Source organism: Micromonospora endolithica (assembly GCF_003626595.1).
Taxonomy (GTDB): domain Bacteria; phylum Actinomycetota; class Actinomycetes; order Mycobacteriales; family Micromonosporaceae; genus Micromonospora; species Micromonospora endolithica.
The window spans coordinates 192,628-214,721 of record NZ_RBAK01000001.1; the positions used below are offsets into that span (position 1 = coordinate 192,628).

The following is a 22,094-nucleotide window of genomic DNA, read 5'->3' on the forward strand; positions in this document are numbered from 1 at the left end:
GGGTTGGCCGGACGGCGTAACCCCGACGGTCCGTCCGTCAGGGCCCCGCTCGAGGGTTGCTTCATCCGCAGGCAGTGGGCTGCCACACCGACGGAGCGGAGGGCCCTCTTCTGCTCCCATAACGGCGGCAGGTCCTACTCCCCCTACCCCCCTGCCCGCCCTTGGGGCGGTCGGCCATGGCGGCCGGCCGTCCCACAGACACCATCACGCGGGTTCGCTCCGCGGGAAGAGCCAGGTCAGCCGACCCGAGCGGGCTCGGCGGTGGTGGTTTCCGGGCGGGGTGCGGCGGTGCGCAGGGTGATCGCGGCGATGACAGCTCCGGCTGCGGCGACGACGCCGGCACCGATGAAGGCGGCGGAGTAGCCGTTGGTCAGGGCCGGCAGGTCGCCGAGTTGGTCGGCGCCCGAGGAGGCGGTGACGGCGGTCATGGCGGCCAGGCCGAGAGCGGAGCCGACCTGGTAGCTGGTGTTGACGATGCCGGAGGCCAGTCCGCCTTCCTCGGGGCGGGCGCTGGAGATCGCCGTGCCCAGCGACGGGATGAAGGCCAGCGACATGCCCAGGGCCGCGACGAGCGAGGCGGGCAGGACGTCCGCCACGAACGTGCCATCGGGACGGATCAGGGCGAGCCACCCGAGGCCAGCGGCGAGGACGGCGAGGCCGGTCACCACCATCGGCTTGGGTCCGAACCGGTTGATGGCCCTCGGCGCGAGGGTAATCATCGCGACCATGATCAGGACGGTCATCGGCAGCAGCGCGGCGCCGCTGGGGAAGGCGCTGTAGCCGAGAACCTGCTGCAGGTAGAGGTTGAGGTAGAACCACATCGGAATCCACGCCGCGCCGAGCAGAAGCTGGGTGACATTGGCGGCGGCGAGGTTCGGAGTGCGGAAGATGGACAGGCGCATCAGCGGCTCACGACGCGCCGCCTGGATGGCGACGAACGCGACCAGTGCGGCGACGGCACCGGCGAGGGCCAACCAGGTCTGGGCGGAGGTCCACCCGACCTCGGGGGCGCGGACGATGGCGTACACGGCGGCGCCGAGACCCGCGGTGACGGTCAGGGCGCCCGCGACGTCGAGGGAGCCCCGGCGCGCGCCGCCGGCCGGCATCAGCGCTGGGGCGGCGAGGACGGCGAGCAGGGCGATCGGGATGTTGATGTAGAAGACCCAGGGCCAGCTGACGTACTCGGTGATGACGCCGCCGAGGAAGACGCCGGCGGTGCCACCGGCGGGGGCGGCAGCCCCGTAGAGAGCGAGGGCCCGGGTGAGCTCCCGCGGCTCGGCGCCGAAGAGCATCATCAGCAGCGTCAGCGCCGACGGCGCGATCAGGGCGGCACCAGCGCCCTGCACCGCGCGGGCGGCTAGCTCGACGGCGACGCTGTCGGCCAGGCCCGCGGCGGCCGAGCCGACCAGGAGGATCAGCCAGCCGGCGGTGAACATGCGGCGGGCGCCGAACAGGTCTGACAACCGACCGCCGAGCAACAGCAAGCCACCGAACGCGACCACGTAGGCGTTGAACACCCACGACAGGTTCTCCGGTGAGAATCCAAGATCGGTCTGCATCCTGGGTAGTGCGACACCGATGATCGAGGTGTCCATGATGACGATGAACTGGGCGAGCGCGATGAGGCCGAGGGCCCACCACCGCTTGGTTCCGTGAGACATCACAACCACTCCTTTATGCCCCTGGGGGGTATTGGCAAGTGGTGAAGGTGTACCCCCTGGGGGTATGCGATGTCAAGTGATCCACCTCAGCCACAGCCGGACACGCCTCCCCTTGCGGCACATACCCCCCTGGGGTAGCTTCCGTGTCAGCAAGAAGGGCGGGTCCTGGCGACGCAGGCTGCATGAGGAAAGGGGCGACCATCAGCGGCACGACGCCGAATCGAGGCACGGGTCCGCAGCACCGGACGGCCGCCGAGGCCGGGAGTCCATGAGCATCCGGCGCGGTGCGCGCCCAGGCCGCTGCACCGGCACCGAGGGCCGCGCTGCGGGTCACCGTCGATGCCATCGGCGGCGTCGCGCTCCTGATCCGCCTTGCACCCCACATCACCAGAGGAGATCACTTATGTGCACCAGCGAAACTAGTTGCGGCTGCGCCACGTCCGCTGACACTGCCGGGTCGGCCACCAGCGCCCCGGACGGCATCCGCACCACCTACACGGTGTCCGGAATGACGTGCGGGGGCTGCGCGAAGTCCGTGAGCGGGTACATCAGCGCGCTGGCCGGCGTCACCGGCGTTGAGGTCAATGTGACCGACGGCGCGGTCACCGTCACCAGCGACGCCGCTCTGGAGACCGCCGAGGTCCGCAGCGCGGTGGAGCAGGCCGGCTACCAGCTCGTCAGCTAACACGGGGGCTGGCCGAGTCCGCCCACGTCGCGGGCGGACTTGGCCGGCCTCTGCCGCCGCCGCTTCCGCCATGACATTGGCGCAGGAGACGACGTGATCGGTGCAGATCGCCGCGAGCACCACCCGACCAAGTTCGGCTCGTGTCTACGGCACTGACTGGTGCCCGACGTCCGACGCAGCCGGACCCTGCTCAACGCCGCCGGCGTCACCTACCAGTGCGTCGACCTGGACCAGGACACAGACGCCAGCACGCTCGTCCGACGGTTGCAGCACGGGCGCCGGCGTATCCCCCCATGCTCAGGCGCAGAAGATGATGGCGGTGGCTGCGCTGACCAGTGCCGGTGCGACCACCGCGACCAGCGGAAGGGCGACACGAGCGGAAGCGCGGTAACCCGGTGCCCCGGCCTGCAGGCGGTGAAGCCGCGCGGGCACGTCCGCTCCGGCCATCGGCAGGGCGTGCACAGGGTGCGGGGCACCGTCGAGGGCGATCAGTGCCGCGCGAACTGCGGGCACCCCGCAGGCGCGCACGGCGGCGGCGTCGGCGCACAGCTCCACCAGAAGCCGCATGGCACGCGGGGCGCGCCGGGTCAGCGGCACCCACGGTGCCGCTGCGGCGAAGGCCTCGGCGAGGGCGACGATCACATGGTGGCGGCCGCGGAGGTGCGCCCGCTCGTGGCACAGCACCGCCGCGCGTTGGGCCGGAGGCAACCCCAGTACACCGGCGCTGACGACGAGCAGTCCCCGGCGGCCACCAACGCTGTAGGCCAGAGGCGCGCGGTGCGGAACCCGCAGCACCGGTTCACGCTCCGGCGTGAGGGTCTCGCCGAGCAGAGTCACCAGATCCTCGTGCGCTTGGCGGGACTCGCGCTGGGCGCGCCATTGCCGAACGGCCACCATCACGAATCGCCCGACCAGAGCAGCGACCCCCACCACGCCGGCCACGCCGAGGACCTCGTCCTGCGCGGGCAGATGGCCGTGGCGCACCGCATGCCAGCAGTGGTGCGCCAGTTGCTCCGCCTTGTTCTCAAGACGCTTGACCGGCGCGAGCAGCAAAGCCACCCCGGCGGCGAAGGTCAGCATCACTGCGGCCAGACTGCCCCACCAGGCGAGCAACACGGCGACCGGATCACGAACCCGGCCGACGGCGCGCTCCAGCAGAGCCGGGGCCAGCCAGGCAACGACGAGCGCACCGACGATGAGGGCGACGGCGGGGCTCACCGGGGATCCGACCGCTCGTCAAGAACCTGCCGCAACACCGCCAGTTCCCGGTCAGAGGCCGAACGGGCGAAGTGCAGCAGCACCACGTCCGGTTGCAGACTGGTCTCCAACACGCGCCGCAAGGTCCGCGCCACGAGTTCCTCCCGGCTGCCGGCGGGCCGATAGTGGTAGGCCTTGCCGCTCTTGTCACGCAGCACCCACTGCTTGCGGTGCAGGTTGTCCAGAACAGTCATGACGGTGGTGTAGGCCAGGGTCCGCCCGGTCAACCTGTTGAGCACCTCACGCACCCGCAGGGGCTCGTCTGCCTGCCACAGCACGTCCATGACAGCGGCTTCCAACTCGCCCAGGCCGTTCAACGTCACAACGCCTCCCACGTCCACGTCAGCCTACGCCGACGTCGAAGCGCCGTAGCTCTGTCTGCGTCCCCGGGGCCGGCAGAAGAGACGAATGCGGCGGCCCTGGCGTCGGACGCCAGGACCGCCGCGTTCGGTGGTGCTCAATCGGTGGTCGTGTCAGGCGGAGTAGCCGCGCGAGGCAGCCCACTCCGCCAGCTCGCCGACGGACATCCAGTAGGTGCCGTCGCCGACCGGCTGCCACGGGTCGGCGATCTTCACCTGGTCCCCGTCATAGGCCACCGCGGTCACGTAGTGCCCGACCGGGAAGTCGCGCGACACGCCGTCTGCGTCGGTGCCCGCGCCGATGACGTTCACCACCGCAACGCGGTCGTCGTCGAGCGCGGTGATCAGGTCATCCTTCAGGCGCCGCACCTCGTCCGCGGTGGCCGTGTCGTTCGGGATTTCGCCGGTCTTGTAGACGTCCTTGCCGAGCTCTTCGTTGAGTACCCGGGTGACGTCGAAGGCCGAGGCCGTCCCGGCGACGGTGGTGCCCAGCTTCGACGCCAGCTCGTCCTGACTCTGGATGTTGCCCTGAGCGCTGAGCGCGATGCGGGTCGACGCCGGGCCGCAGAAGTAGATGTTCGGCTGCGCCTGGAAGCGGTAGTCGACCCGCTTGTCCGACTTCTTCTCTGCCTGCTGCAGGGTGACCGACGGCACCTGCGACGGCGCGGCCAGCGCACCCGTCGCCGGTGCGGCGACGCCGGTGGCGACGAGCGCCAGTCCGGCCAGGCCGAGGGCGCTGCGGCGCGTCACTGCGGTACGAGCCGTGGTCCATGATGTGAGGGCATTCATCGTGTGTCACCTTTCCTCGGAGTGACCAGACCGATGGTGTTTGTCGGCCGGCATCACGGGGATCCACCACCTGGCTTCCAAGACCAGATATGGCGAACGCCGGGGCATGCTGCTCCGGCGCACATGTGCGCAACCAACCCTGGCCGGCCGGCATTCCGCGATCACCTCACCGGCGCCGTAGGACCCTCCTCAGCACCCTCTTGAGACCGGACGATCTGCCGTAGCTGGGGACATCCGAACTGCGCATCTACCGGGGCCAAGGGCCGCAGCTACACGGCGACGGCCGGACCCGAGGTGGGTCCGGCCGCCGTCGCTGTCGTGTTACAGGCGGTCGAGGATCTTCTGCAGGGTCTGCACCTCCGCGGCCTGGTCCGCTTCGATCTTCGCGGCGAGGGCCTTGGCGTCGGGATTCGCGCCGCTGGTTTGCTCGGTCTTGGCCATCTCAATGGCGCCGTTGTGGTGGGCGATCATCATCTGGGCGAACATCTTGTCGAACTCGGTGCCCTTGGCCGCCTTGAGCTTGTTCATCTGCTCGTCGTTGGCCATGCCCGCCATCGCGGACGGGCCGGTGCCGTGCATGTCGTGGCCCTCGGGGGCGGCGGTGGGCTTGCCCCACGAGGTCAGCCAGCCGGTCATCGTCGCGATCTCCGGGTCCTGCGCGGCCTTGATCTTCACCGCGAGGTCCTTCAACTCAGCGTCGTTGGCGCGGGTCGGCGCCAGGTCGGCCATGTCGACGGCCTGCCGGTGGTGCGGGATCATCATCTGGGCGAACATGACGTCAGCGTCGTTGACGGTGGCGTTGGTCTGCGCCGACGCCGACGCCGTCGCGGCCGGGGTGTTGCCGCTGCCGTGGTCCATGCCGCTCATGCCGTCGCCGCATGCCGTGGCGGTGGCAAGGAGAGCGGACAGGGTGGCGCCGGTCAGGGCGCGGCGCAGCACGATGGTGTGCTTCATGGTGAAGGAATGCCTTTCGGATCGAAGGTGTGCACATGCGGGGGTAGGCGGTCGGCTCAACCGGCCGCGTCCTATATCTGCAACACCGACACCGCGGCGACGCGGAGGCCCAGCAACGTCACAGGGGGTCCACGCCCACCCCTGTGGGCTGCGCAACGAGTCCAGGCAACACACGTGGCCCGCCGGGATCGGACACGCAGCAGCGCCAGTCCGAAGGCCAGCCCGAACGCGCCGAGTACCGCCAGGCACACCGAGAAGAGCTCCGCCCCGGTGCTGCCGCCGGTCGTCGGCTCGCCGACCTGCGCGACCTGGCGCACCTGGTGCACGTCGACCTGGTCCGCAGCGGTGAGCGCGCCGTGCGGCAGACCGTTCGCCGCGGTCTCATGCCCGCTGGCGGCGTGGCCGCCGTGGCCGAAGGTGTGCATACCGGCGACACCGAGGGTCAGCAGGACGAGCAGCAGTACCCACGGCAGGCTGGTCGGCCTCGCCGGGTGCTGGCGCGCTGTCCTGTTCATACCGTTCCAGGGTAGTAGGTGGCATAAGTGGCGGCCAGGAGCGCGGCGGGGAAACGGTCCGTGCACGGCAGCCAGACGGTGCATGTGTGACGGCTGGGGTTACGGCGTCAGGTTAGGAATGTCGAACCAGGAGAACGGCGCCCAGGGCACATTACGCAGCACCGTGCTGTAGAGCAGGAAGACGGCGATGTACGTCCCGTACACCCAGGCGGGCAGGCGCAGCGCGGGTAGTTGGCGTCCAAGCCAGGCCGAGGCGAGGAAGCGTACGCCGAGGTAGGCCACGAAGGGCACCGCGACCAGCGCGACCAGGTGGTGGCGAGCGGCCTGGGCTAGGTCGCCGTGCAACAGGTAGTAGACCATGCGGGTGCCACCACAGCCCGGGCCGTTGATGCCGGTGAGGGAGTGCCAGAGGCAGGGGCCGGTCGGGTCGGCGACCCGGTCGGTCGGATCGAACCGGAGGACGAATCCGATCGCCGCAGCCAGTACCGCACCCGCGGCCAGTGACGTTGCACGCCGCATCGTCCGGCCAGGCGCCGCCGTCACCTGACGCACCAGTAACCTCCTCGCTGCGCCAACGAACGGCGCCCACCTGACCCGTCGCGGTCGCGCCTGCACCGTGACTTCCCATGACGCTACTACTAGCCATCAATAGTAGATGGTCTACCATCGGACCGCGGCCGCGGATGGCGCGTTGTCATGGCGGAGTCGAGGCAAGGGAGCTCGGTGTGGCCCTCAAGGGGCAGAACCGGTTGGCGTGGCTTGGCGTCGCTTTCGGCGTCCTCCTGCTCGTGGCGGCCGTGGCCACCGCGGTCAGCTGGCGTGAGGGCACCGCCACGTCGACCGCCTCGACCACGGCGAACAGCGGTCGGCTCACCCACGTGCACGGCCTCGGGGTGAATCCCGCCGACGGGCAGCTGTACGTGGCCACCCACCACGGGGTGTTCCGGCTCTCCGGCGCCGAGGCGACCCGGGTCGGGGACGGCCGGCAGGACACCATGGGCTTCACGGTGACCGGCCCCGACGAGTTCCTCGCCTCCGGACACCCGGCCCCAGGCGATCAGGGGCCGGCGCACCTGGGGCTGATGCACAGCACCGATGCCGGACGCTCCTGGCAGAACCTGTCCCTGGCCGGGCAGGCCGACTTCCACCTGCTGCGCTTCTCCGGCGGCGTGGTGTACGGCCTCGATTCGACCACCGGCGCACTGATGGCCAGCAGTGACCGGATCACGTGGCAGACCCGCTCCAGGATCGAGGCCTACGACCTGGCGGTCGATCCCACCCACCCGGACACCCTCCTGGCCACCACCGAGCAGGGTCTGCGCCGCTCCACCGACGGCGGCCGCACCTGGACCTCAGCCGGCGGCCCGCCCGCGGTGCTTCTGCACTGGTCCCCGCGGAAGCTGGTGGCGGTCACGGCGGACGGCACGCTGGTGCGCTCGCTCGACGCGGCGGCGACCTGGTCGGCGACCGCCGGCCGCGCTCCGGGCGACCCGGCCGCGCTCACCGTGCACGAGAACGTCATCTACCTGGCCACCCGGGACGGCCGGGTGCTGCGCAGCGCTGATGCTGGCGCGACGTGGCAGCCGATGATGGCCTGACCAGGGGCCCGACGGCTAGACCCCCGTTGCGGCGGTGCGGCGGCCCGGTCGGATCATCCCGACCGGGCCGCCGCACTTGCCCGCGTCAGTGCTGGCCGGGGGTGAGCTTGACCCGGCGCAACAGCTGGGCGTTCAGCGCCACCACGATGGTGGAGGCGGACATCAGCACTGCCCCGACCGCCGGACTGAGCGTCACGCCGGCCCAGGCCAACGCTCCCGCGGCGAGTGGAATCGCCACCACGTTGTAACCGGCGGCCCAGGTCAGATTCTGGGTCATCTTCCGGTAGGACGCCCGGGACAGCCGGATCACACCGGTGACGCCACGCGGGTCCGACGAGGCCAGGATGACCCCGGCGGACTCGATCGCCACGTCGGTGCCAGCGCCGATGGCCAGGCCGACGTCGGCGCGGGCCAGGGCGGGTGCGTCGTTGACACCGTCTCCGACCATCGCCACGGTCAGCCCCCGGGCCTGCAAGTCGGCGACCGCCCTGTCCTTGTCCGCGGGCAGCACCTCGGCGAAGACCTCATCCACCCCGGGCCGGAACCCGAGGTCGGCGGCGACCGCCTCGGCAACCGGACGGGCATCTCCGGTGATCATGACGATCTTCTTGACGCCCTGTTCGCGCAGGTCAGCGATGGCCTCGCGGGCCTCCGGACGGACCTCGTCCTCCAACGCGAACGCGCCGACCGCGGCCGGTTGGCCGTTCTCCGGCAGACGGATCAGGTGCAGCACCGCCGCGCCGCGGGCCGACCATCCCCGCGCGATGGTGGCCAGTTCCTCGGGGACCGCCGCGCCGAGTTCCCGCAGCAGGGCGGGGCCGCCCACCGCCCAGGTGGTGCCGTCGACGACCGCCTGGACCCCTCGGCCGGTCAGGGACCGGAAATCCCGGGCGACCGCCCGCAGCCCTCGGTCCTGCGCGACCTTGACCAGAGCCTTGGCGAGCGGGTGTTCGCTGTCGGCCTCCACGGCGCCGGCGATGCGCAGCACCTCGTCCTCGCTGACGACGCTGGCGGCGGCCATGGCGGTGACGGTGTGCGCGCCCTTGGTCAGGGTGCCGGTCTTGTCGAACAGCACCGCGTCGACGGTGCGCATCCGTTCCAGGGCGAGGCGGTCCTTGACCAGGATGCCGGCCTTCGCCGACACCGCGGTGGAAAGCGCGATCACCAGCGGGATGGCCAGCCCGAGGGCGTGGGGGCAGGCGATGACCAGGACCGTCACCGTCCGGACCACGGCCTGGTCGAGGTCGCCCAGCGCCCACCAGGCGGCGAAGGTAACCAGCGCGGCGGCGGTGGCGACGTAGAAGAGCATCGCGGCGAACCGGTCAGCCAGGACCTGCGCCCGGCCGCTTGAGGCCTGCGCCTGCGCCACGAGCCGGCCGATGCCGGCCAGCGCCGTGTCCTCCCCGACCGCGTCCACCCGGACCCGTAGCGCGGAGTCGGTGGCCACCGTGCCGGCCACGACCCGATCCCCGACACTGCGGGACACTGGCCGGGACTCCCCCGTGATCATCGACTCGTCCAGCTCGGCGGAGCCGTCGACGATCCGGCCGTCGGCCGGTACCCGGGCACCGGAGCGGACCAGCACCACGTCTGCGACCCGCAGGTCGGACACCGACACCCGGTGCACGGCGCCGTCGTCATCGACCCGCTCGGCGTCGTCCGGCAGCAGCGCCGCCAGCGCGGCGAGGGCCCCCTGCGCCTGACCGATCGCCTTCATCTCCTGCCAGTGACCCAGGAGCATGATCGTGACCAGCGCGGCCAGTTCCCACCAGAAGTCCAGATCGAACGCGCCGAGGCTGGTGGCCATCGAGGCGACGTAGGCCACGGTGATCGCCATCGAGATCAGCAGCATCATTCCCGGCGCCCGGTCGCGTACCTCGCGAACGCCGCCGACCAGGAACGGCCAGCCTCCGTAGAAGAAGACCACCGAGCCGAGAACCGGGCCGACCCAGCTCATGCCAGCGAAGTCGAGGGTGTAGCCGAACCAGCCCATCACCATGTGGCTGGTGGCCACGATCGGAATCGTCAGCGCGAGGCTCAGCCAGAACTTGCGCCGGAACTGCTCCGGGTCGTGCCCCGCGTGCTTGTCATGACCCCCGTGCCCACCGGCGGACGCCGCGTGGTCGTGGTGACCGCCGTGGTGGCTAGCCGCCGGCCGGGCAGCGCCCGGGTGGCCGTCGTGCAGTCCACCTGTGGCGTCTGCGCCCCCTTGCGCCGGGTGCCCGTGGCGTCGCGCCTGACCGGTGATGACCGTCGGCTCGCTGTGGGTCGTGTGTTCGTGTCTCATTGCCGTTCACCTCCAACCGGCACCATATACCCCCTAGGGGTATTGGGCAACTGGTTGTTGTTGGGCCGACCATCACCTGGTGCCACACGGATTCGAGCCTCAACGGGCGCTACCAGGCAACTACCCCTACCCCCAAGCCGTATAGGATGTGCGGCTGACAGGCAGATACCTTCATCCCCGTGCTCGCAGCTCACAAAGTGCATAGGCCGCGAACTCGGGCGGCAAGGCGCGGGGGTGTTCCGGTCCGGTCGCTCGGCCGTGTCGGGATGTCTGGTTCCAGCCCGGGTCGGGTTGCCTGGACTTGCGATCCGGAGTGGTCTCCGGTGTGCCGGTGTCCGATGACAGGGCTGCGCTGCGCGCGCCGCACGTCCGAGTCTGGGCCAGCCAGTGACGGGTCGTCCCATGGCCGGCGGTCTCCCGGCGGCGGAATGGCGGCCCGGCCGGTGTCGTTACATCACCTGCACGACCGCAGCAGCACCCCCTGGCCCGGCCGGAACGCGTGGCCGGCCTGGGGACAGACCCCGGAATGATGGTGGGCCGCCGGTCGTTACACATGACCCGGCGCCGCGAGCCCCCCTCGCGAAGCCCACCGGGGCGAAGACCTCCCCTGATCCTTGAGCGCCGTCCAGGTGCCTGCACCCGCTCGACTCCCATCGAGCCGGGTGCCGACCCCCGAATGGAGCCACTCTGATGAACACGACGATTCTGCGTAAGAGCGTTCTGGGTATTGCTGGTCTGGCCTTCGCCGGTGGCGTCTTCGCCGGCCCAGTGAACGAGGCTCACGCCGCTGCGGTGGTGGACGCCAAGGCGGTTGCCGTGGTGCAGGCCGACAAGCCGAGTGTGGACAAGGGCAAGCTCATCCCGCACGGCGTACAGGGCAAGCAGTCCCGTATCGACCTGGGCGACGAGCAGACGAAGAACGTGAAGGCGATCATCGCCGCGACGAAGAAGTCGGGCATGGACGAGCGCGCTGCCGTGGTCGCGATCGCGACGGCGTTGCAGGAGTCGAAGCTGGAGAACCTGGGCCACCTGGGTGAGCGCAACGACCACGACTCGCAGGGCCTGTTCCAGCAGCGCCCGTCCTCGGGTTGGGGCACGGTCGAGCAGATCACCGACCCGGAGTACTCGACGATGGCGTTTCTGAAGGGTCTGAAGCAGGTCGACGGCTGGAAGGACATGCCGCTGACCGAGGCCGCCCAGACCGTCCAGGTCTCGGCGTACCCCTTCCACTACGCGCAGTGGGAGCAGCAGGCCGCCGACCTCGTCGCCGAGCACTGGAACAGCTGACACATGAACGACACGCTGGCCGGCACCCCGAGCGGGGTGCCGGCCAGCGGCATTGACAGACCCCACGGGAGCCTTCGGGGGATGCCTTTCGGACCGGCTGAGGCCCGCTGGGCCCACTGTGCTGGCGGCACCACTCCAAGGACCACCCAAAAAGTGCAATCGCCCGTAAAACCCCTCTCATGCACGCCGGCACAGCGAGACTCACTCATGACAGCACCGCCGCGCCGGCGACTGCCGTCGCCGCCGCTGTCGACCAAGGAGCTGCCATGACGCCCGCCATCACCCGCCGTCGCCTGCTGGTCGGATTGGCAGGCACGGTGGGTCTCGCCGGAACCGCTGGCACCTCCGCCTGGGCCGGCGATGCCGTCGATCCGCGGCCAGCCAGCCCGCAGGCCGACCTGGTGTCCCGCGTCGACGCGGCCCGCCGTCGTCGTGACGCGGCCACGGTGACCGCGTCGCTGAATCCCCGACCGGTCACCATCGACCTGGGCGGGCCGCAGGTGCGGACCTGGGGCTACGCGGACGACCTGCCCGGTCCGCTGATCAGGGCTCGCGCCGGCGATCTCATCCGGGTCGACGTGGACAACGGCCTGCCCGCTGACACCAGCGTTCACTGGCACGGCGTCGCGCTACGCAACGACATGGACGGCGTCCCGGGTCTCACCCAGGCGCCGATCCCCAGCGGAGGCAGACACCGCTACGAGTTCACCGCACCCGACCCTGGCACCTACTTCTACCACCCGCACTCCGGGTTGCAGCTCGACCGGGCGCTGTACGGGGTCCTGATCATCGACGACCCGCACGACCCCGGCGACTACGACCGCGAGTGGATCGTGGTGCTCGACGACTGGGTCGACGGCACCGGCCGCAGCCCGGAGGATGTCCTCGCCGCCCTCACCGCGGGCACCGGCCACGGCGGCACGCCGGAAATGGATCACGGCGGCGCGGGCGACATGCCGAGCATGGGCCACGGCGGGATGGACAGCGCACCCGGGGACAGCGGCGGGCACGAGGACATGGGTGGCATGGAGATGATGACCTCGCCGCTGCTCGGCGGCGCCGGCGACGTCGCCTACCCGCACTATCTGATCAACGGCCGTGTTCCCGCCGCGCCGGTCAGCTTCCGCGCCTCGCCCGGGCAGCGAGCGCGGATCCGGCTCATCAACGCCGGCTCGGACACGGCATTCCGGGTAGCGCTGGGCGGGCACCGGATGACGGTCACTCACACCGACGGCTTCCCGGTCGCCCCGACGACGACCGACGCGGTCGTGCTCGGTATGGGCGAGCGGGTCGACGTCACCGTGGAGCTCACCGACGGAGTGTTCCCACTGGTCGCCGCCGCCGAAGGCAAGACCGGGCGGGCTCTCGCCCTGGTCCGCACCTGTGCGGGCGACCCGCCCCCACCTGGCGCCCGGCCGGCCGAGCTGAACCGGCGGGTGCTACTGACCCACACGCTGCGCGCTGCCGAAAGCGTGACGCTGACCGGGCAGCGACCGGACCGGGTGCACCAACTGGTGCTGGGTGGGTCGATGACGCCCTACCGATGGACCATCAACGGCGTCACCTTCGACCACGCCGACCCGCTCCTGGTCGAGCACGGTGAGCGGGTGCGGCTCGAGTTCGTCAACGACACGACCATGTTCCACCCCATGCATCTGCACGGGCACACCTTCGCCGTCACCGGCGGCGGCGCCCGCAAGGACACCGTCATCGTCACCCCGGGCCGCACGGTCACCGTCGACTTCGACGCCACCAACCCCGGACAGTGGATGACCCACTGCCACAACGTGTACCACGGCCAAGCCGGCATGATGGCCCATCTGACGTACCGGCTGTGACAGCCGGTCACGCCACCCAACGACTCGCGGGCGTTTGCCCGACAGGTACCCAATCAGTAACCGCCGGGGGCGCATTCACCTCATCCGACACCCGGCGCAACCGCCCACCGGTCGATGCCCGGAACCCTATGGGCCGCTCACCACAGTCCACACCACTCCCCCGGCGAGGCCAGCGGCAAGACTCAGGGCGGCGGCCGTGACCGCGGTGCACGAGGCCCATCGCCCTCGGGCGTGAGTCTGCCCCGCCGCGGGCGGGCCCGGCTCCGGCGGCCGGTAGGTGGGGACGATCCAACGCAGGTAGTAGAACAGGCTGACCAGGGTGTTGACGAACACGACGACGGCGAGCCAGCCGTAGCCGCCGTCCCAGGCGGCGGTGGCAGTGGTGAGCTTGCCGACGAACACCCCGGTGGGCGGGGTGCCGACCAGTCCGAGGAGCACCACGACCAGGGCGGCAGCGAGCCAGGGGCGCTGATACGCCATGCCTCGGTAGTCGGCGAGATCCCTACGCTCAGGCACGGCGGCGGTGACGGCGAAGGCCGCGATGTTGGTCACCGTGTATCCGACCAGGTACACCAGCAGCGACGGCAGCGCCAAGTCACTGCGGCCAGCCACCACCACGGGGACAAGCACGAATCCGACCTGGCTGACGGTGGACCAGCCGAGCAGCCGCCGCGGGTCGGACTGCCAGTACGCGGCAAGGTTGCCCAGCGTCATGCTCGCCACTGCCACGGCGGCCACCAGCACCGGCCAGGGCACCGCGTCGGGCAGCACACCGACCAGGCGGTACACCGCGACCAGCGCGCCGATCTTGGGCACCGTGGTGAGGAACGTCGCCGCGGTGGCGTGGGCAGCCTGCGCCGCATCAGGCACCCAGAAATGACCGGGCACACCACCGGCCTTGAACATCAGCCCGGCCACCAGCGCCACGGCGGCCCCCGTCACCGCCGCCGGTGGCGCGTCGGCCAGCGCACTGGTGAGGTCGGTATAGCCGGTGCTCCCGGTGAGTCCGGACAGGATCGTCACGCCGAGCAGGAGCAGGATGCCGAACAACGCCCCCAAGAGATACGTCTTCACGACTGCCTCGGCGCCGCTGGCGGTGAACACGAGACCGATCAGCCCGTACAGCGGGATGGTGGCGAGGAGGAAGCCCACGGCGAGGACGAGCAGATCGTGTGCGCCGGCGAGCAGCACGGTTCCGGCGGTGCCGAACAGCAGCAGTGCGCAGGTCTCGCTCTCCCGCGCCGTGCCGGCGATCTCGTCGGTGGCCAACACGAGCACCAGCAGCGTCCCGACCGCGGCGAGGATCCGGGCCACCCCGGTGGCGGTGTCGACGGTGAAACTGTCGTCGAAGGCGGTCCGCGTGGGCCCGGCCATCCCGATCGCGGCGGTAACGATCACCGCGACGAGAACAACGGCGGAGAGAATCTGGATGATCCACTGTTGGTGTCGGGGGACGAACGAGCCGCCGAGCAGGGCGGTGAGCGCTCCGACGACGAGCAGCATCTCGGGCAGCAGCAACAGCGGCCGCATCATCTCCGTCTGCACCGGCTACCTCCCGACGAGGTCGACGACGGCGGCGGCGGCGGGTTCGATGACGTCGAGCAGCGGACGCGGCAGGACACCGAACAGCAGGGAGAGCAGCAGCAGCGACCCCACCGACCAGGCCTCGGCGGGGTGCAGGTCAGTGAAGCCGACCGAGTGGCCGCGGGTGTCGCCGGTGAAGACCCGTTGCAGCGCGCGCAGGAACAGCGCGGCGGTGATCAGGATGCCGAGGATCGCCACAGCGGTGGCCGGAGCGGCAGCGACACTGCCGGTGAAGATCTGGAACTCGGCGATGAAGCCGGTGAACGCCGGCAGGCCCAGCCCGGCGAAGGCACCGACGGCGAACAGCGCCGCGAAGCTGGGTGCGGTGGTGGCGAGTCCGCCGTAGCTGCGCATGTCGTAGCTGGCGGCACGGTCGCGTAGGACGCCGGTGAGCAGGAACAGCGCGGCGGTGATCAGTCCGTGGCTGACCATCTGGGTGACCGCGCCGGTGACCGCCACCGTCCGGGCCTGCGCGGTGTCGCCGGCCACCAGGCCGCCGACGCCGACGGCGAGGACGACGTAGCCCATGTGGTTGACCGAGGTGTAGGCGATCATGCGTTTGAGGTCGGTCTGGGCCAGCGCGACGAGCGCGCCGTAGAGCACGGACACGACGCCGACGACGATGATCACCCAGGCCCAGGCGCGCCAGGCCTGGGGCAGCATCGGCATGGCGATGCGGACGAGGCCGTAGGTGCCCATCTTCAGCAGTACGCCGGCGAGCACCGCCGAGCCGACGGCGGGGGCGTCGGTGTGCGCGGGCGGCAGCCAGGTGTGGAACGGGACGGTGGGGGTCTTCACGGCCAGGCCGAGCAGGATCGCGGCCAGGACCAGCCCACCGGCGAGCGGCCGGTCGGCCAGTGGCGTGGCGGCGGCCAGCGTGGGCATGTCGAAGGTGTGCGGTTCGGCGGCGACGTACAGGCCGATGAAGCCGACGAGCAGCGCCAGCGAGCCGAGGAAGGTGTAGAGGAAGAACTTCATCGCCGAGCGGCCCGGGTCCCCGTGCCCCCAGCCGGCGATGACGAAGTACATGCCGACGATGGACAGGTCGAAGAAGACGAAGAAGAGAATCAGGTCGGCGGCGACGAACAGACCGAGGCTGACGCTCTGCAGGAACAGAAACAGCGCGGCTTGCACTCGGGGGCGGTGACGGTTACGCAGGGCGTACACCGCGCACGCCAGGAAGATCACCGCGGTCATCGCGACCAGGGGCAGGGACAGGCCGTCGACGCCGAGGTGGTAGCTGCTGTTCACGCCGGGGATCCAGGCCGCCTGCTCCTCGAAGGCCAGAGCGCCCGGTGGTGGGGTGTCGTAGCGCAGCCAGAGCCCGACGATCAGCGCGAGGTCGACGGCGGTGACCGCCACCCACGTCCAGCGGGCGGTCCGGTCACTCAGCCGCGGGAGTGCGGCCAGGACCAGACCGGCGACCAAAGGCAGGAAAATGATCACGCTGAGCACGGCTCACCCCAACGCCACGAGGATGACGACGCCGAGGAGGAGCACCACGACGGCTTGCAGGTAGTACTGGTGCAGTTGCCCGGTCTGCGGCCGGCGGGCCAGCCGACCCAGCCGACGCATCCCGGCAGCGAGGTGTTCCACCGCCGCGTCGAGCCACCGGTCGTCGGCCCGTCCCGCTCGCTGCGCGACCCACAGCGATCCGGCGGAGACCCGGCCCACGGCACGGTCGAGGATCCGGTCGTCGAACCGGCCGGCTCGGCGACTCACCGCCAGCACGGCTCGCGCAGCGCCGGTGATCCCCCGGTCCAGGATCCGGTCATCGAAGCGGGCCAGAGCGTTCGCGCAGCGCAGCGTGGGGCGCACCACGAGCGCCGACGCGGCCGCCTGCAGCCCGAGCCAGCGCAGCGCCCAGCGCGGCTCCGGCACCCGCCGGCGGGCGACGACGACCAGCAGGACCACGAGGGCGACGACCGCCGACACGACCAACTCCCGCGCGGAGGCGTGAAACTTCCCGGGCTCCCCGACGGCCCGCCCGACGGTTCCGGCCAGCGGTGGGAGAGCCAGCAGACCGGCGTACGCGGCGCCCGCCGCCAGCGGCAGCAGGGGTACCTGCTGCCACGCCGTCACCCGCCGGGTGCCCCGCTGCTCCTCGTCGAAGCGCGCCTGCACCTGCGCACGGCGGTCGGCGGGCACCCGCGGCCAGATGACGACGAGGATCTTCGCGGCGTAGGCGGCGGACAGCGCCGACGCGGTGAGACCAGCGGCGTACAGCCACGACGACTGCTCGCCGACGGCGGTGAGCACGCCGTCCTTGGTCGCCCACAGCGACAGCGGCGCGATCCCCGCGAGCGCCAGCGCACCGATCGTGGCCGACCATCCGACCAGCTGCCATCGCCCCACGACCCCGCGCAGGCCCGCGAGCTGCTTGGCGCCCAGGGCGGTCAGCCACACCCCGGCGGCAAGGAACAGCAGCGCCTTGGTCGCTGCGTGCGCGACCAGGTGCACGGCGCCGCCGGCGACCGTTCCGGCGCCGGCGGCCATCACCACGAAGCCGAGTTGGGCGGCGGTGGAGGCGGCCAGCAGTTGCTTGAGGTCCCGCTGCGCCACCGCCACCGCGGCGAGTAGCAGCGCGGTCGCGGCACCCAGCCCGGTGGTCACCGGGCCCGCCCACCCGGTGGCGGCCAGCAGCGGCTCGACCCGCAGCAGCAGGTAGCCGCCCATCGCCACCATCGCCGCTGAGTGCAGCAGGGCGCTCACCGCGCTCGGGCCGGCCATCGCCCGGGAAAGCCAGAACGAGAACGGCAGCTGCGCGGCCTTGCCCAGCGCGGCCACGAGGATGCCGGCGGCGATCACGTGTCGCCATCCCGGGCTGCTCTGCGACAGGTCCGCCAGGGCCAGGCCCGCGCCGCCGGCGAGCGCCGCTGCGGCGGCGACGTAGAGGCCCAGGTCGGCGGCGCGGGTGGTGAGGAAGGCAGTCAGGCCGGCCGACACCCGGTCGTCGTCGCGCCACTGGAAGCCGATGAGCGCGTACGAGGCGGCGCCCATGATTTCCCACGCCAGCAGCAGCGCCGGCAGGGTCGCCGCTGCCGCAGTGACCGCGGCAGCGACGGCGAAGATCAGCATCACTCCGTGGAAGCGGGCGGTCGACGCCCGGATCTCCCCCGTCGCGGCCAGCAGCACCAGCAGGGTCACCACCGTGAGCATGGGCAGCATCAGCGCGGCGAGCCCATCGACGGCCAGCGCGAATTCGGCGCCGGCCACAAAGGGCACCGCGACGGCCGGGCGGGCGGCTGCGACCACCGCCGACAGGCCCACCATGACAGCGGCGGTCGCCACCGAGATCGGTACGGCGACCCGGTCCGCCCGCCGGACGGCGGCGAGCAGACCGCCGACGCCCACCGGGAGGGCCACCAGAAGCCACAGGCACACCTGCCCGACATCATTCATCCGGACAGGTCCGCGGCCATGTCGGTCATGTCGGCCCGGCGAATCCGGTGCAGCAGGGTGGCCACCGCGAAGCCCATCGCCATCTCCACGGTCATCGCCGCGATGATCACCAACAGCAGCACCTGCCCAGACGGGTCCGGGGCGAGGAACCACCAGAAGCCGGCGGCGGCCAGGATGAGACCGTTGAGCATCAGCTCCAGGCCCATCATCACCATCACCACGACCTGCTGGGACAACGCGCCATACAGGCCGACGCTGAACAGGGCCGCCGCCACGAGCAGCACGGTCGGTAGGGTCATCGGCCGACGCCTCCCGGTTGGGGATCGTTCGCGGGGCGGCGGCGCAGGTCGTCACCGAAGCGGTCGTAGCGGCTGCGGTGCGCGGCCAGCACCACGCCGGCGACGATGGTGACCGCCATGACCACCCCCACGGCGGCCATCACCAGCATCTTCGGGCCCATGAGCTCCTCACCCAGTGCCGCCGTCACGTCGTCGGCGGGGGCGCCGCGGCGGGCCGGCCAGGGAACGAGCAGCGCCCCGGCGGCCAAGGCAACGAACACGCCGATGGCAACGGCGCGGGCGTGCCGCTTGTCGTGCACCATGCTCATCGGCATCAGCGCCGGGTTCATGCCCATGAACATCACCATGTAGACGGCCATGACGGCCATCTCCATCACCATCATCAGGATCGTCACCACCCCGATGTAGTTCTGCTGCAGCAGCAGGACCTGCACCCCGACCGCGATGAACGACACCGCGAGCGCGTAACTCGCCCGGGCCATCGAGTTGACCCAGAAGACGGCGGCACCGGCCAGCACCGCGGCGACGGCGAGCACCCAGAACGCAATGTGCGTGAGCATGCTCAGCCACTTCCGACCGCGATGACGGCGACGATCAGGTCCTGCACCAGCACGGCGGGCAGCAGCACCACCCAGCCAAACTCCATGAACAGATCCGGTCGCACGGCGGGCAGCCGGCGGCGCAGCCACACGAACACCCCGAGCACCGCGGCCGTTTTCACCAGCACCCACGCCCAGCCGGGCAGCAGCGGACCGGCACCACCACCGAGAAACATCGGCACCGCGAACGCCGCCCCGGCAGCCAGCACCGCGTAGCGTCCCCCCACGAACAGCAGCCGATCGACGCCGGACAGCTCGGCGGTGACCCCACCGGCGATGTCCGCACCGAGGGCCGGCGAGAACGGCCCCCAGACAGCGATCGCCACCGCGCCGAGACAGTAGGCCAGGAACGCCACCGGCATCCACACCACGAACCACAGGTCGTCCTGCGCGGCGGCGACCGCCCCGACGTTCAGGCTCGACGCGGCCACCGCGGGCGCCACCAACGCGAACATCAGCGGCAGCTCGTAGCCCAGCCCGTGGGCCAGGAAGCGGTACCCGCCGACGAGGGAATGCGCGGAGTTAGCGCCCCACCCGGTCAGCCACACGAACGCCCACGCCAGGACATCCATCGCGTTGAACCAGACCACCCCGACATCGAGGTCGACCAGCGTCCACCTGTCCAGCGGCACCACAGTGATAATCATCAGCGCCATCACCAGCAGCCCAGCGCCGCCGATGCGCCACAACAGGCGGTCGGCCGCGACGGTCGTGCGGCGCCGCTGCCGCAACAGGCGGGCCACCTCCCCCACCGGCACGCTCAGCCCCAACGAGCGTGCGCCGGCAGCCCGGGTGCGCAGGACCCCGTCGAGCATCGCGGCGGCGATCGCGAGCAGGCCGAGGAGCCCAGCCGCGACCGTCGCCCAGCCGGCGGACACCGTCGTGATCGCGGAGTCAGACACGGCTGACCTCGCCGTGCGCACTACTCAGGGCATCAAGGTCGAGGCTGGCCACCACCAGCCGCGCCGCGGCGAGGTCCAGTCCGCGTACCAGCTCCGGGATGCGGCCGACGGGCGTGGGCGATGTGTGTCCGGTGCCCGGTTCGCCAGCGGTCCCGGCAAGGATCGTCCCGGCCTGCTGCAGCATCGACAGCACCCGGTCACGCGTGTCGCCCCCCAGGTGAGCCGGCAGGCCGTGACGGTCGAGGTCGTCATCGCTCAGATATCGCAACCGCCTCAGCGACCAGCGCAGCAACCAGGAACGGCGCACCGAGCGGCACAGCCGGTCCACGTCCGCTGCGGCTCGGTCGACATGAGCATCGGACAGCAGCGCGTCGCGGATGCGGCGGGCCCGGGACGCCGCATCGGTCCACCCGGCAAGCGCCAGCAGATTCAGGGCGTTGTCGCACCGCCGCGCCGCCCAGCGAAGCTGATCAAACAGCACACGGTCATGCGCGGTGGAATCGACGTCGGCGTCGATCAGGCGGGCCTCGGCGTCGACGATCACGTCACCTTGCAGCGTGCAGCGCAGGACCAGGCCCGCCGGCCAGTACGCAAGCACGGGACCCAACTGCACGTGCAGGACGTCCAGCTCCAAGCCGTCACGGTCCTCGCCTCCCCGCGCCAGCGGGATACCAGCCGGGGCCATCTCCATGTCCCCGTGGCCCATACCTTCGTGGCCCATGTCGGCGTGACTCTCGCCTGCGTGGTCCATGTCCCCGTGCTCCATGGCGCCGTCACCGGTGTGCCCGCCGTGACCGAGCCCGCCGTGCATGTCATGCCCTGTCTGCGTAGCCGGGTCCGTGCCGCCGCGACCGGCGACGTCCTTGCCACTCATGGGGTCGTGGCCGGCGTGCCGCCCATGGCGCATCCCGCCGAGCTGATCATGACCGAGGTGCTGGCCATGGTTGCGCAGAAACGCTGATTCCGCTGCGTCGTGGCCGGCGTGCGGACCGGGTTCGCCGTGACCGGACGCCGCCGCGGCGTGGTTGGTGGTCGATGTCTCGTCCTGCCTCGATCCACGTGGGTGTGCGTCTGGCCGGTCGCGGCTGTCGGCCCGTTGCCGCGCCCAGTCGAGCAGCTCATCCTCGGCCGCTGCGAGGGCGGGCACCACCGCGTCTAGGCTGCCCACCTGGATACGGCTTCGTGGTCCGGGCATCTGGACCCACAGCCGCGTCACCAGCTGCGTCAGCTCAGGGCCGGGGGTACCGCAGACCGCCAGGACGTCCGCGTCCGCTGGTGACGTGGCTAGCCGCCAGCAGCGCGCCGAAACGTGCCGTTCGACGGCGACGCGGGTCAGCCAGTGTCCGGGCACCTCCACCACCAGCACGTGCGCGTGGCGCACCGCGGACCGGGCGATGGCATCGGTCATGCCCATCTGAGGGCTCCCTCCCGCCAGGCCCACAGCACCGCCACGAAGACTGCGCCCAGGAACAGGAACATCTCCACAACCGCCGTGACCCCGAGGTCAGCGACGACCACCGCCCACGGGTACATGAACAGCATTTCCACGTCGAAGGCGAGGAACAGCAGGGTCGCGAGGTACCACCGGACGTGGTACCTCGACAGAGCATGCTCTTGAGGCTGCCAGCCGGACTGGAACGGCAAGACCGTCAAGGGGTCAGTGGCGACCGCCGCGAACCGGTGAGCCAGGTACAGTCCCGCAACGATCAGGGACGCGATGAGCGCCATGCCCACTGCTCCTGCAAACATGCCGCCTCCGCTGATCCCTCCCGCATTACCGGTCAATACGGTCTTTCTACCCGTATGGTGAGTGCTCGCGTCGCGTGTCCTGGTTACGGCCCTCTCTACTATCACCGGATAGTAGGCGATGGTCTGGACAGCCACCCTGCAAGGCGAAGAGCGGCGAGGCGAATGCACCACGGGTGCCACGGCACCAGCACTTACGGAGCCGCGCCTGCAAGCCGGCCGCCGGGCGAGTCGGTACAGGGCTGCCGGGCAAAGGCACCCGAAGGTCGCCGGGTCCCGACGCTGGCTGGAGGCGTAGAGGGGTTTCCAGCCGACCGTCGCCCTACCACCGG

Annotated in this window: 20 protein-coding genes; 4 read left to right on the top strand and 16 right to left on the bottom strand. The window is 70.9% G+C overall.

The features are described from left to right. Positions 1-236: 236 nt before the first annotated feature. Positions 237-1,661, bottom strand: a complete 1,425-nt coding sequence (locus D7223_RS00880; protein ID WP_120723765.1) for an MFS transporter — start codon at positions 1,659-1,661, stop codon at positions 237-239. A 403-nt stretch (positions 1,662-2,064) separates the two neighbouring features. Here D7223_RS00880 and D7223_RS33300 point away from each other — a divergent pair, with 403 nt between their 5' ends. After that, entirely contained in the window at positions 2,065-2,346 is a 282-nt protein-coding gene (locus D7223_RS33300) for a heavy-metal-associated domain-containing protein (protein WP_120723767.1), read from the top strand. Positions 2,347-2,643: 297 nt separating this feature from the next. Here D7223_RS33300 and D7223_RS00890 read toward each other — a convergent pair whose 3' ends face one another. From D7223_RS00890 to D7223_RS00915, 6 genes are all read right to left on the bottom strand, one after another. Further along, a complete protein-coding gene (locus tag D7223_RS00890; RefSeq protein WP_120723769.1) occupies positions 2,644-3,564 on the bottom strand; it encodes a M56 family metallopeptidase in 921 nt (306 codons plus the stop codon). Further along, the gene (locus tag D7223_RS00895; protein WP_337589434.1) at positions 3,561-3,938 is read right to left on the bottom strand and encodes a BlaI/MecI/CopY family transcriptional regulator; all 378 of its coding nucleotides are present in this window, start codon (positions 3,936-3,938) and stop codon (positions 3,561-3,563) included. The genes D7223_RS00890 and D7223_RS00895 overlap by 4 nt, the downstream gene beginning before the upstream one ends. A 138-nt stretch (positions 3,939-4,076) precedes the next feature. After that, positions 4,077-4,751, bottom strand: coding sequence for a C39 family peptidase (locus D7223_RS00900; protein ID WP_120723771.1), 675 nt, complete (start codon positions 4,749-4,751; stop codon positions 4,077-4,079). 321 nt (positions 4,752-5,072) lie between these two features. Continuing rightward, a complete protein-coding gene (locus tag D7223_RS00905) occupies positions 5,073-5,705 on the bottom strand; it encodes a DUF305 domain-containing protein (RefSeq protein ID WP_120723773.1) in 633 nt (210 codons plus the stop codon). Positions 5,706-5,776: 71 nt separating this feature from the next. Then, positions 5,777-6,220 (bottom strand): DUF6153 family protein, encoded by a 444-nt coding sequence (locus D7223_RS00910; protein WP_120723775.1) that lies wholly within the window; start codon positions 6,218-6,220, stop codon positions 5,777-5,779. 99 nt (positions 6,221-6,319) lie between these two features. Then, positions 6,320-6,772 (bottom strand): DUF2752 domain-containing protein, encoded by a 453-nt coding sequence (locus tag D7223_RS00915; protein ID WP_120723778.1) that lies wholly within the window; start codon positions 6,770-6,772, stop codon positions 6,320-6,322. A gap of 173 nt (positions 6,773-6,945) precedes the next feature. Here D7223_RS00915 and D7223_RS00920 point away from each other — a divergent pair, with 173 nt between their 5' ends. Next, entirely contained in the window at positions 6,946-7,818 is an 873-nt protein-coding gene (locus tag D7223_RS00920; RefSeq protein WP_120723780.1) for a F510_1955 family glycosylhydrolase, read from the top strand. 85 nt (positions 7,819-7,903) lie between these two features. Here D7223_RS00920 and D7223_RS00925 read toward each other — a convergent pair whose 3' ends face one another. After that, positions 7,904-10,105, bottom strand: coding sequence for a heavy metal translocating P-type ATPase (locus D7223_RS00925; protein ID WP_202864564.1), 2,202 nt, complete (start codon positions 10,103-10,105; stop codon positions 7,904-7,906). A 690-nt stretch (positions 10,106-10,795) separates the two neighbouring features. Here D7223_RS00925 and D7223_RS00930 point away from each other — a divergent pair. Together D7223_RS00930 and D7223_RS00935 are read left to right on the top strand one after the other, a co-directional pair. After that, positions 10,796-11,392 carry a hypothetical protein gene (locus D7223_RS00930; protein ID WP_120723782.1) on the top strand — a complete coding sequence of 199 codons (597 nt, stop codon included), beginning with the start codon at positions 10,796-10,798 and terminating at the stop codon, positions 11,390-11,392. A gap of 266 nt (positions 11,393-11,658) precedes the next feature. Continuing rightward, positions 11,659-13,230 carry a multicopper oxidase family protein gene (locus D7223_RS00935; protein ID WP_120723784.1) on the top strand — a complete coding sequence of 524 codons (1,572 nt, stop codon included), beginning with the start codon at positions 11,659-11,661 and terminating at the stop codon, positions 13,228-13,230. A gap of 126 nt (positions 13,231-13,356) precedes the next feature. Here D7223_RS00935 and D7223_RS00940 read toward each other — a convergent pair whose 3' ends face one another. The 8 genes from D7223_RS00940 to D7223_RS00975 are packed head-to-tail and all read right to left on the bottom strand — an operon-like array spanning position 13,357 to position 21,744. Continuing rightward, positions 13,357-14,775, bottom strand: coding sequence for an NADH-quinone oxidoreductase subunit N (locus tag D7223_RS00940; protein ID WP_186832192.1), 1,419 nt, complete (start codon positions 14,773-14,775; stop codon positions 13,357-13,359). A 3-nt stretch (positions 14,776-14,778) separates the two neighbouring features. Then, positions 14,779-16,269, bottom strand: a complete 1,491-nt coding sequence (locus tag D7223_RS00945) for a complex I subunit 4 family protein (protein WP_120723786.1) — start codon at positions 16,267-16,269, stop codon at positions 14,779-14,781. A 3-nt stretch (positions 16,270-16,272) separates the two neighbouring features. Then, positions 16,273-18,216, bottom strand: a complete 1,944-nt coding sequence (locus D7223_RS00950) for a proton-conducting transporter transmembrane domain-containing protein (RefSeq protein WP_120723788.1) — start codon at positions 18,214-18,216, stop codon at positions 16,273-16,275. Beyond that, positions 18,213-18,515 carry an NADH-quinone oxidoreductase subunit NuoK gene (locus tag D7223_RS00955; RefSeq protein WP_120723790.1) on the bottom strand — a complete coding sequence of 101 codons (303 nt, stop codon included), beginning with the start codon at positions 18,513-18,515 and terminating at the stop codon, positions 18,213-18,215. Before D7223_RS00955 ends, D7223_RS00950 begins: the two co-directional genes overlap by 4 nt. Then, the gene (locus D7223_RS00960) at positions 18,512-19,075 is read right to left on the bottom strand and encodes an NADH-quinone oxidoreductase subunit J (protein WP_120723792.1); all 564 of its coding nucleotides are present in this window, start codon (positions 19,073-19,075) and stop codon (positions 18,512-18,514) included. Before D7223_RS00960 ends, D7223_RS00955 begins: the two co-directional genes overlap by 4 nt. Before the next feature lie 2 nt (positions 19,076-19,077). Further along, positions 19,078-20,016: an NADH-quinone oxidoreductase subunit H gene (locus D7223_RS00965; RefSeq protein ID WP_120723794.1), complete on the bottom strand. Its 939-nt coding sequence runs from the start codon at positions 20,014-20,016 to the stop codon at positions 19,078-19,080. Then, positions 20,009-21,430 carry a hypothetical protein gene (locus D7223_RS00970; protein WP_120723796.1) on the bottom strand — a complete coding sequence of 474 codons (1,422 nt, stop codon included), beginning with the start codon at positions 21,428-21,430 and terminating at the stop codon, positions 20,009-20,011. Before D7223_RS00970 ends, D7223_RS00965 begins: the two co-directional genes overlap by 8 nt. Beyond that, positions 21,421-21,744, bottom strand: a complete 324-nt coding sequence (locus tag D7223_RS00975; protein ID WP_202864586.1) for an NADH-quinone oxidoreductase subunit A — start codon at positions 21,742-21,744, stop codon at positions 21,421-21,423. The genes D7223_RS00970 and D7223_RS00975 overlap by 10 nt, the downstream gene beginning before the upstream one ends. Positions 21,745-22,094 lie beyond the last annotated feature (350 nt).